This is a genomic window from Bradyrhizobium sp. 160 (assembly GCF_023073735.1).
Classification (GTDB): Bacteria; Pseudomonadota; Alphaproteobacteria; order Rhizobiales; family Xanthobacteraceae; genus Bradyrhizobium.
This window is the reverse complement of the sequence record NZ_JADPKD010000054.1, coordinates 98,892-113,924: the sequence shown is the minus strand read 5'-3', so window position 1 is coordinate 113,924 and position 15,033 is coordinate 98,892. Positions and strand designations below refer to the sequence as shown.

Sequence of the window (15,033 nt, the reverse complement as noted above, 5' to 3'; positions counted from 1 at the left end):
CCGCGACTTCCGCGGAAGTGGGCGCAGAGGCTGTCGCGGGACCGGCATTGAAGAATCCGGAAAATGGGTTCGAAGACGCTGATGACGTCGGGAGACCTGCAACAAGTACAAAAGCGGCGAAACAAAATCGCAAATGACCGGACATGGAAACCCCGGTGTTGCGCCCCTGCCCGAACACGAGCTTTGGCCGTGACCTAGGTCGCGATGCGACTTAAATCGGGCATTGCGGTGGATTCGTTTTGGCCACAGACCCTACGACGACCTCTCCACCAGCCCGATCGTCCATTTTCGCCATCCCCTCAAGGTCGCACTTTCAAGCATCGGCCCGCGCAAGCTTGCAAAGGCTGTAGCCCACCCGAACGGATGTAGCCGTTGTTACGGGGTGCCCGACGAAGCGCCATATCCGAACTGACGACTGGGCATTCGACCTTCCCGGGATGACATTGTGTCCGGAGCGCAGAACCCGTCCGATCGCGCGGAGCGATCGCGATGAGGGAGGCTATGATGGATTTTTCGCGGATGTCGGATGGAATCCGGCTGCATCACGCCTCGCATCACCACGATGGCTACGATGGCGAGCGCGGACCGGGCCCTGGGCCGAGTGCTTCGTTCGTAGCTGACGTGGTCGGCGGTGGCGCTCTGGTCCATGGTCCAGGCCCTTTTGCGGGTCAATTTGCTGGTCCTGGAGCCCACCACGCGAGCGCCAACATCCGGCATCACGAGTCCGACCAGGTTCAATCCAAACATCCCACGTCGGGGGTCGACACGGGCGGCCACGCCGGCAACCACGCTGCGGCGGGCCTGGACGTTTCGTCCACGAAGCCTGCAGCCGACGCATCACATCCAGGGACGGGCATTGCTTCGGTCGAGAATGGGGCGAACACGGCGGGGAACGGCGGCGATGGCTACTTTTATGGAGGGATCATTCACGCGTCCCTGCTGATTTATGAACCGATCAACATCTCGGTGAGTATGGGGTACGGCTCGGTCGCCCTGGCCAACCAGCCCAACAATTTGAATGTCGATCAATCCGCTCTTCAGGTGGCCGGCGTCGGCGGCCATGGCGGCAATGACAACATTGTATCGGGAGGGAGCGTCAGTACGTCCTTGAGCGCCGGCGTGATCGCGAGCGGCGACAACAGCGCCGGAAACGGCGGCAGCGGCTATTTCTCGGGTGCGATCGTGGACGCTCCCGTGGTGATCTATCACCCGATCAACATTGCCGTGGCGGGTTCGGGCGGCACGGCGCTTGCAAGTCAATCGAACACGGTCGACATCGATCAATCGGCCACTCAGGTCGCGGGCGTCGGCGGAAGCGGCGGAAATGCAAACGTGGCCGCCGGCGGCAGCGCCATCACGCTCGACCCCAGTTGGGGATCAAGCAACGGAGGGGGCGTCTTCGACGTTCAAACGGGCGGAAGCCAGGCTGGCAATGGCGGCGATGGCGCGTTCTACGGCGGGCTCGTCCATACTTCCTTCGTACTGTACGACCCGATCAACATCGCAGTCGCGGGCTATGGTTCCAACGTTTACGCGGTTCAGACAAATGACGCCTACGTGGATCAATCCATCATTCAGATCGCCGGCATTGGCGGGTACGGGGGCAACGGCAACGCCGCGGCGGGCGGCCATGCAAGCCTTCTCTCCCACGGCTTGTGGGGCGGGTCCGACACGATCGCGACCGGTTCGAACGGCGCAGGCAATGGCGGCAAGGGCTATTTTGCCGGCAGCCTGATCGATGTCAGCGTCGCGATCTATGCGCCCATCAACATCGCAATCGCGGGTCCCCATTCGACGGCGATAGCCGATCAGGTCAACAACGTGCACGTCGACCAGAGTGCGATCCAGATCGCCGGACTTGGCGGGGACGGCGGCCACGGCAATCTCGCGCTGGGTGGCGATCTTTCCGCCCACCTTCTGTCGGATCTTCACCTGCTGGGATAGCGAAACACCGCGCCGCTCGCACAAGCCCGATCGCGAGCCGCTTCGACACTCTGCGCATGCAAGCTCGCCCTGCGGGCTCTCCCGGATGTTTCGAGTTCCGATGTTGCGCGACGAATGTCGTACTTTCGTACGTAGGTCGACCAAACCGGATGGTGTCCGATTTGACATCTATCGCCATCGCGCCTGGGCGGATCAGACTTTGCCGCGCGCGTCCGCCCGATCGGGACGGATGATGCGCGAAAGCCAGCAGAAAGAGGGAGGCTCAAATGTTGCCCAAAGCGATCAGCATCTCGGACTCGATCGAATTCAAATCGATCAGCACCGGTGGTCAAAGTGTCGGAAATGGAGGCGACGGCACCTTCAAGGGAGCCATCATCAGCAAGCCGACGCTCAACTTCGATCCAACCAACAAGGCGGAAGGTGCCGACGTGCACGTGAGCACCGGCGATCACGTCAAGCAGACGGCAGATTGGGATGCCAGCGGCGCCAACGCGAAGGCCTCGTGGTTTTCGAAGGTCCATGGCGCAGACGCCGAGTCGAACGGAAGCCAGAAATCCTACAGCGGTCACGATACCTCCAAGGTATACGCCAATACGGATGCGACCCAGATCAACAAGGTCTGGGTGGATCAGCACCAGGAGGTCGTGGCCGGCATCGGCGGCAATGGCGGAGACGGCAACGCCGCGGTGGGCGGAGAGGTGAGCTTCCATCTCGATACGTTCTGACCATCGGCTCGTCCGACTGGCAGGACCGGTGGCCCCCGCCACCGGTCCTGACGCTCGAGCCAATACCCCGCCGATACCGTTGGCAGATGACGTTAGCCATCGGTCAAGTGCGCCGGACCTCGATTTCAGGCGGTGACGATCATGCTGATGCCGCCCCTTCAGTGGCCTATCCTGCCGCAGATCCGGACGCCACTGCACGCGGCCCTCCGGTCCTGCGCGGGACCGCTTGGTCTCGTATTCGCCTATAGCTGCAGCTACAACCTGCTTCTGTTTGCGCCCTCCATCTATCTTCTTCAGATCTACGATCGGGTGTTGTCGAGCCGGAGCGGCGACACGTTGCTTCTGCTCACGCTCATTGTCGCGATCACAGTGGTCGTGGGCGGCGTGTTCGATGCGTTGCGGCGCGCCGTCCTGGGACGCCTTGGCGCCTGGCTCGACGATCGCCTTCGTCCTTGCGTGCTTTCGGCCGGCCTCGAATCGGCGTTTCGCAGGGACTCGACGCAAGCGTCGGGCGCATATCGGGATCTCACCGTGCTGCGCCAGTTCGTCGAGTCCGGCGCATGCACGCTGCTGTTCGACGCGCTCTGGGCGCCCTTGTTCCTCCTTGTCCTCTTTCTGATCCATCCCCTGCTTGGCATGGTGGGCGCCTGCTGCGTCGCCTTCCTGTTCGCGCTCACGGTTGCCGGAGAGCTGGTCACGGAAGACGTTCTGCAAAGATCCGGCGCCGCACTGTCCAGAAGCTGCGGCCGCCTGCAGACGGCCGCGGGCAACATCCACATGATCCGCGCCATGGGAATGTTCGACAGCGCAGCGCGCATGATTCACCGTGACGCGCAGCACGCGCGCAGGGAGCACGATGTTGCACTCCGGCGAGGCGAGATCGTCATGCTGGCCACCAAGCCGGTTCGCGCGCTGTCGCAGGTCTTGATCATGGGGGCTGCCGCGTGGCTCGTCCTCGATCACGGGAAGAGCCCGGCAATCATATTTGCTTCCACGCTGATGTTCAGCCGGACGCTCGCGCCGGTCGAAAGTGCGCTCGCTGGCTGGAAATCACTCGTAACGGCCCTGAGCGCCTGTCAGCGGCTCGGCGCACTTCTCGCCGCATTCCCCGTCGCGCTGCAGCAGAGCGCGGAGGTTTCTCCGCCGCAGGCGCGAAGCGGCCTCGTCGTCGACAATGTTAGCGTGCGGCCTGCGGGGACCGACCATTTTCTGCTGAGCGGCGTCTCGTTCAGCCTCATGCCCGGACAATGCCTTGGCATTATCGGTCCGTCCGGGTCAGGCAAATCCTTGCTCGGCCAGGTGATCGCCGGGCTATCGATGCCAACGGATGGCCGTGTCCTCCTCGACAATACCGTCATCCCGCTGCTTCGCGAGGGCCGAAACGGCGACCGCCTCGGATATCTCCCCCAAGATATCAACCTGCTCGGCGACACGATCAACGACATCATCGCACGCCTTGAAGATGCCGACCGGCGGGAGGTCGTCGAAGCGGCCAAGCTCGTCGGAGTTCATGGGGCGATCATGCGCCTGCCGCAGGGTTACGACACGATGGTTCACAGCGAAACAAACTTCTCACGCGGATATCGGCAGCGCCTCGGACTTGCCCGCGCCTTTTTCGGCAGTCCACGCCTCATCGTTCTCGACGAACCCAACGCCAGCCTCGACTACGGGGGCGAGCGAATGCTCCTGGATGCCATCGAGCGCATGAAGCTCGCAGGCGTCATCCTTGTCGTCGTCACTCACAGGATGGGTCTCCTCGCAGCCACGGACAAAATTGCCATCATGGAAGACGGTGCGATCGCCGCATTCGGCGACAGCGAGGACATCTTTGAACGGCACCTGAGCCGCCCCCAAGTCACTTCGCAGATTGCGCCATGATCTGGAATTCTCTCATCATCCGGAAGTTTCCCGCGGTCTCGAGACTTCCCATGATCTGGGAGCAGCTCATGCGAGCTCCGGCGCGCCCCGCGCCCGCCCGGCGATTTGGCGTCGTGGTGACCGCAATCGACGATTTCGAGCCGCTGGAATTTCCATGGTGCTCGACGCCCACGCCGATCTCTCCGCGCGGAAGGCTTCGCGGTCTCACAGTCGCGGGCAATCTGCTGGTGCTCTGCTTCATGCTGGGACTTGGTACATGGGCGAGCCTCGCGCCGCTCGAGAGCGCCGCGATCGCATCTGGAGTCGTGGAATCGGAATCGAGCCGCAAGACGATTCAGCATCTGGAAGGCGGTATCGTCAGGAGGATCCTTGTTTCGGATGGCGATATCGTGCGAAGCGGCCAAATGCTGATCGCGCTGGACAACACCCGGGCCGCCTCGGAGATGCAAAGCCTTCAAGGCCAATTGTGGGATGCAGTTGCTCGTGCCGCACGGCTTCAAGCCGAGCAGCAGAGATTTGAGAGGATCGCAATTCCGGACGCGCTGGAACAGGACAGCAAGCAGAACGGGGTGGCCGCCGCTGCGGTATCGGCGCAGCAGTTCATTTTTCAGGCGCGCCTGCAGGTTCACGAGTCGCAGCTTACGGTCATTCGCGAACGAAGGCGTCAAGTCGAGAAGGAGATCGAAGGTCTCAAGGCTCAGGAGAGCGCCACCGGGCAGCGGGTCGACATCGTCCGGGAGGAACTGGATATGGTCGCGACCCTCGTCAACAAGGGACTCGAACGGCGACCGCGGCTTCTGAACCTGCAGCGGGAGCTGGCCGACGTTGAGGGCCGCCGCGGCGAGATCGCCGCGCAGATTTCTCGCGCCGCGCAGGTCATCAGCGAACAGCAGGCCACATTGTTCAAGCTCGAGAGCGAGAGGCAGAACGAGATCGCACAGTCGCTTCGTGAAGCGCAGAACCAGATATTCCAGCTCCGCGAGCGATTGCTTGCGGCCAAGGATCAGCTATCGCGAACGGAGATCAAGGCGCCCGAGGACGGCGTGATAACCGATCTGCGGATTCATACGGCAGGCGGCGTCATCGGAGCTGGTGCTCCGCTCATGGACCTGGTACCCCGGCAAGATCGCCTCATCGTGACCGCGCGCCTGAGGCCCGAGGACATCGACGTGGTTCATCCCGGCCTCAATGCCGAGGTTCACCTCGTACCGTACAATCAGCGTCGCGTGCCTCGCCTGAAGGGAACCGTCGTGCACGTATCCGCGGACCGGCTCCTCGACAAGCGTACCGACCAGCCATACTACGCGACCAAAATCCGGATCGACGACGCGCAGATCGCGGCAAACGACATCCAGATCGTCCCCGGTATGCCGGTTCAAGTGTTCATCACGACAGGGCGCGGTACTGTGGCTCTCTACGCGCTCAGGCCCCTGCTCGACAGCTTCCGTGGTGCATTCAGAGAGGACTAATTTTCCAGCATTGGAGCTGCGCCTGGATCGTGATCGCGACTCTGCGCGGGCAACCGGCCGCGCCAGCGGAGGACAGCTTCCGTGCGATTGTGCGCAGCACATTTCCTCATGATATGCTGGATGTGCATTTTGACTGTGCTTTCCGCGAGGTTCAGTTTGGCGGCGATCAGCTTGTTGGGCAGGCCGAGCTCCAATTCCGCCAGAACCTGTTGCTCACGAGGCGTGAGATCGGTCACGCTCCTGTCGATAGCCACTCCGACTCCCTCGTTCATCAGATATGCGGGCGCAAGCCCGCGCGTATCCGACGGCTCCAGATCCGCTATCCTGTTCGTCCCGGCCACGGGCAACGGCCGGTAGACGCCACCAACAAGGACAAGCCGCAGGCCAGCCATGGCGATCTCGATCGATAGCGAGGTGGAAAGAAAGCCGCGCACGCCCCGCTGCATCGCAGCCTGCACGGTCGGCTCGTCATCATGGTTTGACAGGACTGCAACGGCGGCGTTGGGACAACACTCCGCAACGAAGGCGAGATCGTCCTCAACCGAAGGATCGCCGATGGGCCTATCCGCGATACTCAGCACCACCAGACGAACATCGCGGGCTGACGTAGAGTCCAGGCTTTGGACCGTTGCCATGTCAAGGATCTCAAGGTGGTCCAGCTCCCGCCTGAGGACGTTCAGCATGCATGTGCGAGGCAATAGGAGCGGCTCGATGATTACCAGAACCGGCAAGTGAAGCGATTCATTGAGCCGTTTTGAGGTGTTCGTTATGTCGTGCATGATTTCCTCAAGATGAAAAGAACTTCCGCGATATTCCCATTCCGTATTGCGTCTTCCCCTGCTGCTGCTGCATTCATTCTGAATGCATCATCACGAGGCGCAGTGCCGCCGTTAGTGCCGTATCCACTGCGGGATCACTTTGCGGCTAGGTGGAAATTCTTTCCGCTCAAATCACTTGGGTGCGTACCGCACGGTCGCGCAGTCGACGCCTCCCCTAATTGCAGATATTTCGATACGCCGTTGACGCCGCCGACCCTGACTTGCCGTCGACGACATATGCTTCATCCTCCTTCACGAGGTAAAGAAACGGCCTCTCCGCGGTCTCGCCGCCTGACGCGCTTCTTCCTTTCACACGCCCGCAAATCGTATCCACAGGGCGTCCGAGCGTGTTCTTTCGCATCGTGCGCTTCATATCGGTGAATTCGGCCGATTCTGGATCCTCCATCTTCGCCGAGATCGTGACCTTCGCCTTGTCCAGGACAGGATCTGAAGTTTCCGCGGAGTGTTCGGATGCCGAGACGCCGATCCTCGTCCGAGGCGACGCCACCTTGGCAAGGTCGGCCGCTCCACGCTTCTTCGGGGAAGATCTCTTGCCGGACCTTGCCGGAGTAGCAGAATTCGATTTGACGGCAGCAGGATCTGGCGCCAAAGCCATCTGCATTGGCAGCGCGGGTCGGGCGACTGCGCCCCCGTTGAAACAGGGGCGTGACGCGCAATCAAGGAAATACCCTCGGGAAGGCGCGAACCAGCCAAAGCCGATCAGGATTCCCGCCAGCACTCCAACAAAAAGCAGTCCCATCCGATTCCCCTCCACGGGAGGTCGGTTCGCACTCGTAACTAAGGACTAATTGCGCGCTGGTGATCTATCTGTTGCGCAAAAGCGTTAAACGCTCATTAAGCGCGCGCGGTTGTCCGGCACGTGCCTGGATGAGCGGATCAGATCCGTGACGAACTACCGCAAAGAGCCAATCGTGAAAGCAATCATGGCCGATTTGGCCCGCTCCTGGACCCTTCTGCCGATCGCCGGCTTGTGTGGCCCTCAGGCCAGTTTCGAAGCACCGCACCAGTTTCGCACCAGAAACGGCGTGAACGAAACGGAACGAAGGCCATCGGACTCGAACAAAAACGCAGGAAGGTCAACGCCCCTAGTCGAAATTCTGCCGCTCATAACGATCTGGTTGCAGGTTCGAGTCCTGCCGGGCCCACCAGCCTTCGCTGTCTACGCCAGCTTCGGCTAGGCAAGCCACATCGTGCCGAAGGCAACCACGCCGAAGCCGGCAGGGCGGAGGCGGGCTGTTCGGGCCCGCGAGCTATGGCGAGCCGCGCCCTCTTCGCTCGCCGGCCCGCGAGACCGGTGCCAGCGCGCGTCCGACAAAAATATCGAAAACACGAAAGAGCATGGCAGCCGGCGGCGAGTATGCTTTGCCCGACAAGGCGAAGACAATTGACACTTGGGGCAAACCAGGAGCACGAGTCCATCATCGTGGCAATGTTGGTTAGTGCACCGTAACTCAGGCCCGCACCTTCATTGTGATGAAGGAGGCGTGGACAGCGCGCAGCTAAAGAGTGCTCGCGGAGCGCATCACTCAACCGCCCGACGTCCCTTCCGCCGTCGCCTCGCGCCCGTACCGCGCTTTGCCGCGCAGGATTGCCTTGTCGCCGTCGAAGGTCAGCGTCCAGATCGAGGTTTCGCCGAGTCCGACATACTGGAAATCGAAGATGAAGGTCTGTTCGTTCTGCCACGAGCCCTTGGCGGCGCGAATGCCGAGGAAGCTCGGCGCGCTCTTGCGGTACAGGCCGTCGAGCCCGATCGGCCCGTCGAGCTGGCGCCGCGCCGGATCGCCCGCCGCCATCTGCACGATGTAGCGTGGGTTCTCGTCGGCCAGGAAGAGCACCAGCGATTTGATGCCGAGCGCATTGTCGGAGAATCTGTAAGTCTTCCCCGAGATCGCGGCAGCGATCGCCGGCGCAGCGCCGACCTTGGTCGCCTTCTCGGTCGAGACCTCCGCGATCACCTCGGCCAGTCGGTCGGCTGCCGCCGGGTTGGCCGGCAGCGCAGAATCGGCTTTGACCGCGCCGGAGATATCGTCGGCCAGTCTGCCCAAAGGACAAAAATCCCGCGCCGTCATCACGGCGACGATGTCTTTTTCGGGCAGCACCATGATTACCTGGCAGTGATATCCGACCGCCATATAGACGTGCTTGCCGGGAATCGCCCAGAACTGGTTGGCGTAGCGCAGCGCGGGATCGGACCGCGCGTTCATGTTAATGGTGGCATGGCCGACGGCCTCGAGAAAGTCCGCTGGCAGCAGCCGCTTGCCATCCCATTCGCCGTTACGCAGATAGAGATAGCCGAGCTTCGCCATGTCGCGAGGCCGCATCGCGAGGCCAAAGCCGCCAATCGGAAGCCGTTGCGGATCCCGGCGCCAGAATGGCGGCGCGATGCCGAGCGGGCCGAACAGCCGCTCGTTGGCATAATCGGCGGTGTTCTTTCCGGTGAGCTTGCTGATGATTGCGGACAGCAGATGCGAGCCGCCGCTGTTGTAATAGAAGCTCTCGCCCGGCGCATGCGCCATCGGACGATCGAGGATGAAGTTTACCCAATCGGGACTCGCGCCCATGTCCCGCATCGATTGTTCGCGGCCGCCTTCAAACCCTTCGTCCCACTCGAGGCCGGACGTCATGTTGAGCAGATGCTGAACCGTGACCGCCTTCTTGCGCTCGTCGGCATCGGCGACTTTCCGATCGGCAAAGAAATCCAGCATCGGGTGGTCGAGGCGATCTAGCAGGCCATCCTTGTAAGCCATCGCCGTCAGCGTCGCGACCACCGCCTTGGTGGCGGAATTAATCGTGTGCGGCATGTCGGCAGTGAACGGCGCGTAGTACGCATCGAGCACGACGCGGCCGTGGCGGGTCACCAGCAGGCTGTCGAAGCTGCGCGTGGTACCGAACGCAACAACCCTGGCGAGTGCGGCCGAATCCATGCCCTGCTCTTCCGGCGTCGAGGTTTGCCATTGTGTTGTCGGCCACACCGCCTCATTACTCTGTCCGCTCGTGGCGCCGGAATGGACGCAGATGAGCAGGACAAGCATGCCGAGCATCGCCCTGTTTCGTGATGAACGCCCGATGAAACGATCAGCCACTTGCATGCTCTACCCCTGCCTGGGTTGTTGCGCACCGGCATATCTACCACAGGCAGCAGCCACTTCATGACACAATTTAGAGAGATGCGGCGAAGCGCGCGGAGGCGCAGCACGCAAGTTGCGCGTTCGATACCAGGCCGCGTCGTTCTCAAGCCAATTCCAGCCGGAGGGACGGCCCGACCATGCCCGCGGCGCGCTGAAGCATGGCCAGCGTGATATACCGTTCGTCGGGTCGAGCAGGACGCCCGATCTGGCTGCGCCTGCTCGATCTGCCACGCAAGGACTTCGTTGACGGCGATGGCCTCGAACTCGTCGCACTTGCCTTCTTCGCCGAGGAAATCGTCGAGCTGCATGCGGTAAAGCACGACGGGCATATTTGGCGTTCATGACGGCCCCTGAACAGGCAGCTCTCCTCACTTCGGGTAAGAAGAAAGCGAAGCGGACTCTGTCGGCTGCAGGACGCAACGTTTTGCGCCTCGCTCTCCGCCGACCGAGCCTCCCAGAACCGAGCGCTCCGTTTCAGGGCGTCAGCGATTTTGTCGCCCAAAGCGTCATTTCGTCTTGCCATCACGAAAGTCTCGATCCTATTCTGGCGCATTCGGCCGCGAAGCTGGCCGAGCCCTGCGGCCGCGCAGACGGCCCGTAAACAATGAAGACATGAGGAGGACACGCTATGGCATTGAAGCAGCTTGCGTTGGGTCTCGCTCTCACCCTTGGCATCGGGGCAACTACCGCGCCTGTCGTTGCGCAGGATGGTCCCAAACTCTATGTCTTCACCTCGGGGTCACTCGGTGGGTTCCCCAAAGCGGCGCTGCAGATGGGCGGCCAAGGCAACATCGATTGGGCCCCGGTGAGCTTCTACGTGCTGAAGCATCCTAAGGGCAACGTTATCATCGACACCGGCAACAACGACAAGACGATCACCGATCCCGAGGGCTGGTGGGGTCCGCTGGCCAAGGGCTTCGGCCTCAAGATGACCAAGGATGACGCAATCCCCGCCCAGCTCGCCAAGATTGACCTGAAGACCGATGACATCAAGTACGTGGTGGTCGGCCACCTCCATCTCGATCACGGCGGCAATGTCGGCCAGTTTCCCAATGCCACCCTCGTGGCACAGGAAGACGAACTAAAGGCCGCCTGGTGGCCCGACGTCGGCTTCTCCGTTTATTATATCCCCGGCGATTTTGCCGATACCAAGAAGATGAACATCATTCGCCTCAGCGGCGACCTCGACCTGTTCGACGATGGTTCGGTGCGTGTGATGCGCGCGCCCGGCCATACGCCTGGAAGCCAGTTCGTTGTGGTCAAGCTTCCGAAGACCGGCACAGTCATCCTGACCAGCGATGTTGTCTATCTCAAGGAAAATCTAGACAAGAACCTGATTCCGCCGATCCCGGGCACGCAGTCTCCGAACGATGCGTACCGCAGCTATCAGCGCGTTCGCCAGATCCGCGACGCCAACAACGCGCAAATCTTCTACGGTCACGATCCCGAGATCTTTAAAGCCACCAAGAAGGCGCCCGAGTTCTACGACTGAGATTTGAAGCGGGTGGGGACATCTCCAAGGACGCGACCGGCAGGGTGCATCGTCGGGAACGTTGCATGACCATCTCGCCTAGCAGCGTGTCGCTTCCGGGCGTGTCGGCCGGTACGCCTGCCATTTCGGCCATTGAAGTTAGCAAGCGCTACGGACCGGTCGCAGCTCTCGATCGACTAACGCTCGACGTCCGCGCCGGAGAGGTATTCGGGCTGTTGGGGCCCAATGGCTCCGGCAAGACCACCTTCATACGGCTGCTTGCCGGCTATCTTCTGCCGTCCGCCGGCCAACTTACCGTGGGGGGCCTTGACGTCGTAAGGGAGTCCCTCGCGGTGAGGCGGCGCATCGGCTACGTGCCGGAAGCGGCGCCGCTCTATCCCCATATGCGCGTCGGCGAATTTCTTGCCTTCATGGCACGGCTGCGCGGCCTGCCGGAGGCCGAGATTGGTGTTGCCATCGACCGCGTGGTCGAGCGGCTCGCGCTGTCTGAGGTGATGCACAAGCTCACACACGCCCTGTCCCGCGGCTACCGCCAGCGCACGGCACTGGCGCAGGCGCTGATCCATGAGCCGGATATCCTTGTCCTTGACGAACCGACCAACGGCCTCGATCCCAGGCAGATCATCGAGATGCGGGAACTGATCCGCTCATTGGCCGGCCGTCACACTGTGCTGATGAGCTCGCATATCCTCAGCGAAGTGGAAAAAACCGCTGACCGTGTCGCGGTGCTGCTGAGCGGTCGCCTGCTTGGCGTGCGCGCGGTCGCCGATACGCCCGATCTTGAACAATGGTTTCTGTCGCTCACATGAGAACGCTGCGCGTCCTGTTTGCCAAGGAGCTCAACGCGGTGCTGACGTCTCCGATCGGCTATACCGTTGCCGCGGTGTTTCTCCTCGTGTTGGGTTATACGTTCAGCCTTACTTTGTTTGCGACCAAGGTCGCCAACCTGCAATACATCTTCCACCAGATGTACGTGCTCTCCATCCTCTTGGTCCCAGTGCTGACCATGCGCTCCTTCGCCGAGGAGCGGCGCTCCGAAACCCTCGAACTCTTGCTGACCGCGCCGGTGCGGGAAGTGTGGATCGTGCTCGCCAAGTATGCAGCGACGCTGACGCTGGTGCTCAGCATGTTTGCCGCCTCGCTCATCTATGCCGCGATCCTGGATCGTTATGGTGAGCCGGACTGGGGCCCGATCTATGCGGGATATCTGGCGCTGGCGCTGCATGCTTCGCTGCTGGTTGCGGTCGGCCTTCTGATGTCCAGCCTGACGGAGAACCAGGTGGTTGCGGCCGCGCTGTCGATCGGGACGTTCTTGATGCTCTGGTTCGCCGATTCCGTGTCCTACCTGCTCGTCCCGCCGTTTGACAGCGTTGCCATCAACCTGTCGCTGATCGGCCATTTCAAGCCGATGGTCTCGGGCTCCGTGTTCTTGTCCGACATCGGCTACTATATCAGCGCGAGCATGCTTGCGCTTTTCCTCACCGCTTGGGGGCTCGCGCAGCGATGAGCGCTGATCTCCTCAACATCGGCTGGTTCGTCGGCGTGATTGCTGCGCTGGCGCTGCTGTCTGCGGCGGGGCTGAAGCTGCCGGTGCAGATCGGCTCGGCCAACCGCGCCATCAGCACTGCCTTGGTCGTCGTCGTGGCATTGACCGTCGTTATTTTCGCCAATGTCGCGCTGTTCCGCCATGACGCCTATCTGGACCTGACGCGAGAGAAGGCTTTCACACCTTCGACTGAAGCGCGCGACATGGTGAGCGCGCTCAAGGAGCCGGTGGACGTCGCGTATTTCTATCAGAAGCAAAATCCGGGTGCCCGCGCGCTCGCCACCATGCTCGCCCAACTCGAACGGCAGAATGCCAATTTCCGCGTGCAGCTGATTGATGCCGACCAGAATCCGGCACTGGCCAGCAGCTTTGGCGTGCGCACCTATAACTCCGCGGTCCTGCGCGCCGGCGGCCGACGTGTCGAGGTGGTGACCACCGACGACCGCGAGGTCGCGATCGGCCTGCTACGATTGATGCGCCGGCGCGAGCTCGTCGTCTGCTTCGCCGTGGGGCATGGCGAGTACGACATCGACAATTTTGAATTCCACACCCATTTCGAGGGCGCGCAGAGCCATAGTCACGACGCTTCGGGACTTGCAGTTGTGCAGATGGAGCAGCACGGCATCGGCCGTCTCCGGCGTGCGCTGGAAAAACTTGGGCTCTCCGCGCGTAAAGTCTCCTTTGCCACCGGCCAGCCAATCCCGGACGATTGCGCCGTCGTCGTCGAAGCCAATCCGCGCACGCGCTACAGCCCCGGCGAGAGTGAGATGCTGCGCCGCTATCTGGAGCGTGGGGGCTCGGCGATGCTGCTGGTCGAGCCTGATTATGTACTGGATGAAAGCATCGCCACGTTGCTGGCGCGGGCAGGCATCAGGATAGGCAATGGCGTGATCGTCGATCCCAAAGACCACTACTTCACCGACGAGCAGATGATCGCCGTGTCGCATTACGCTGCCCATCCGGTCACGCGTGGTCTTTCGCTGTCTTTCTATCCCGGCGCCCGGCCGCTCGAGCAGGTGTCGGCGCCAGATGTGAGGGTGGTGCCGCTCGCGGTCAGCAGTGCGGAAAGCTATGTCATCAGCGATCGCCTTGCCAATCGACCGGCCCCGGAGGCAGATCCGCCGGCGGCGCGGATCATTGCGCTTGCGTCGGAGGGGCGTCTCAGCGAGGCAGCGAAGCCGTTTCGCCTGATCGTCGTGGGGGATGCCGACGTCGCATCCAATTCCTTCTTCCCTTATCTCGGGAATTCCGACGTGGTGCTTGCCAGCATCGGTTGGCTGAGCCGCGAGGAGAAGGCGCCGACCATGAAGCCGCCAGTGGAGGTCCTGCCAACGGTGACGCTGACGGGCGAGCAGACCCGCGGCATCTTCATCGTCACGGTGCTGTTGATGCCGGGGTTGATCGCTTTCGCTGGCGGCATCATGTGGTGGCGGCGGCGATGAGCCGTTTCGCCTGGCCTGCCGCGGCGCTCGCCGCCATTGCCTTCCTCGCGGCTCTTGCCCTCACCGGGGGCCGCGGCGGACCGGGCCTTGCGCCTTTCACGCCGAGCGGCCTCCTCGTTATGTCGACTGCAGAAGTGCGAGAGGTCGATGTCGCGGCCCCTGCCGGACAATGGCGCTTTGCACGGGAGGGCGAGGGCTGGCGCGTTGCGCAAGGAAATGCGCCGCCGGGATTCAACGCGCGGCTCGAGGCGGCGTTGACGCTTCTGCGCAACTCCGGGCCGGAGCGGATGCTGAGCGAGGACGAGGTTGCCAGCGTCGACGCCGCGCAATTTGGGCTCGATCCGCCAAAACTGCGCGTGGTGGTCAGGGGAGCGGAAGGCAAAACCTTCGCGATCTCCTTTGGCGCAACCAGCCTGCTCGGACTTTCGCATTATGCCAGGATCGATGGCCGGCGTGAGGTCGCGCTGCTCCCCGGCTTCGTGGCGGAAGCCTGGGAACAGGTGGGAGGCGCGCAGTGACCGGGAGACTCCCAAAGTGGATCGGACTAGCTCTCGTCCTGCTCTGGCCGGG

The 15,033-nt window shown here is 62.1% G+C and carries 13 protein-coding genes; 10 read left to right on the top strand and 3 right to left on the bottom strand.

Annotated elements, in window-relative coordinates:
• The first annotated feature begins 501 nt into the window (after positions 1-501).
• The 4 genes from IVA98_RS20220 to IVA98_RS20205 all read left to right on the top strand — a co-directional run bounded on the left by IVA98_RS20220 (position 502) and on the right by IVA98_RS20205 (position 6,016).
• Positions 502-1,944 carry a hypothetical protein gene (locus IVA98_RS20220; protein WP_247305192.1) on the top strand — a complete coding sequence of 481 codons (1,443 nt, stop codon included), beginning with the start codon at positions 502-504 and terminating at the stop codon, positions 1,942-1,944.
• Between the two features lie 266 nt (positions 1,945-2,210).
• Complete coding sequence (locus tag IVA98_RS20215; protein ID WP_247355373.1) at positions 2,211-2,669, top strand: hypothetical protein; 459 nt, start codon at positions 2,211-2,213, stop codon at positions 2,667-2,669.
• Positions 2,670-2,810: 141 nt separating this feature from the next.
• Complete coding sequence (locus IVA98_RS20210) at positions 2,811-4,547, top strand: type I secretion system permease/ATPase (protein WP_247305186.1); 1,737 nt, start codon at positions 2,811-2,813, stop codon at positions 4,545-4,547.
• Entirely contained in the window at positions 4,544-6,016 is a 1,473-nt protein-coding gene (locus IVA98_RS20205) for an HlyD family type I secretion periplasmic adaptor subunit (RefSeq protein WP_524536393.1), read from the top strand. The genes IVA98_RS20210 and IVA98_RS20205 overlap by 4 nt, the downstream gene beginning before the upstream one ends.
• Here the strand turns inward: IVA98_RS20205 and IVA98_RS20200 are convergent.
• From IVA98_RS20200 to IVA98_RS20190, 3 genes are all read right to left on the bottom strand, one after another.
• Entirely contained in the window at positions 6,013-6,795 is a 783-nt protein-coding gene (locus IVA98_RS20200) for a response regulator transcription factor (protein ID WP_247305180.1), read from the bottom strand. The two genes, IVA98_RS20205 and IVA98_RS20200, sit on opposite strands and share 4 nt — an antisense overlap.
• 214 nt (positions 6,796-7,009) lie before the next feature.
• Positions 7,010-7,594: a hypothetical protein gene (locus IVA98_RS20195; protein ID WP_247305178.1), complete on the bottom strand. Its 585-nt coding sequence runs from the start codon at positions 7,592-7,594 to the stop codon at positions 7,010-7,012.
• A 787-nt stretch (positions 7,595-8,381) separates the two neighbouring features.
• Positions 8,382-9,887: a serine hydrolase domain-containing protein gene (locus IVA98_RS20190; protein ID WP_247355372.1), complete on the bottom strand. Its 1,506-nt coding sequence runs from the start codon at positions 9,885-9,887 to the stop codon at positions 8,382-8,384.
• Positions 9,888-10,141: 254 nt separating this feature from the next.
• On the opposite strand from IVA98_RS20190, the gene IVA98_RS20185 reads away from it, so the two are divergent.
• From IVA98_RS20185 to IVA98_RS20160, 6 genes are all read left to right on the top strand, one after another.
• Complete coding sequence (locus IVA98_RS20185; protein WP_247305174.1) at positions 10,142-10,327, top strand: hypothetical protein; 186 nt, start codon at positions 10,142-10,144, stop codon at positions 10,325-10,327.
• Positions 10,328-10,611: 284 nt separating this feature from the next.
• Entirely contained in the window at positions 10,612-11,475 is an 864-nt protein-coding gene (locus tag IVA98_RS20180; protein ID WP_247305172.1) for an N-acyl homoserine lactonase family protein, read from the top strand.
• A 65-nt stretch (positions 11,476-11,540) separates the two neighbouring features.
• Positions 11,541-12,284, top strand: coding sequence for an ABC transporter ATP-binding protein (locus IVA98_RS20175; RefSeq protein ID WP_247332430.1), 744 nt, complete (start codon positions 11,541-11,543; stop codon positions 12,282-12,284).
• Entirely contained in the window at positions 12,281-12,982 is a 702-nt protein-coding gene (locus IVA98_RS20170; protein ID WP_247305169.1) for an ABC transporter permease, read from the top strand. The genes IVA98_RS20175 and IVA98_RS20170 overlap by 4 nt, the downstream gene beginning before the upstream one ends.
• Positions 12,979-14,463 carry a GldG family protein gene (locus IVA98_RS20165; RefSeq protein ID WP_247305167.1) on the top strand — a complete coding sequence of 495 codons (1,485 nt, stop codon included), beginning with the start codon at positions 12,979-12,981 and terminating at the stop codon, positions 14,461-14,463. Before IVA98_RS20170 ends, IVA98_RS20165 begins: the two co-directional genes overlap by 4 nt.
• A complete protein-coding gene (locus IVA98_RS20160; RefSeq protein ID WP_247305165.1) occupies positions 14,460-14,981 on the top strand; it encodes a DUF4340 domain-containing protein in 522 nt (173 codons plus the stop codon). The genes IVA98_RS20165 and IVA98_RS20160 overlap by 4 nt, the downstream gene beginning before the upstream one ends.
• The last annotated feature ends 52 nt before the right edge of the window (positions 14,982-15,033 follow it).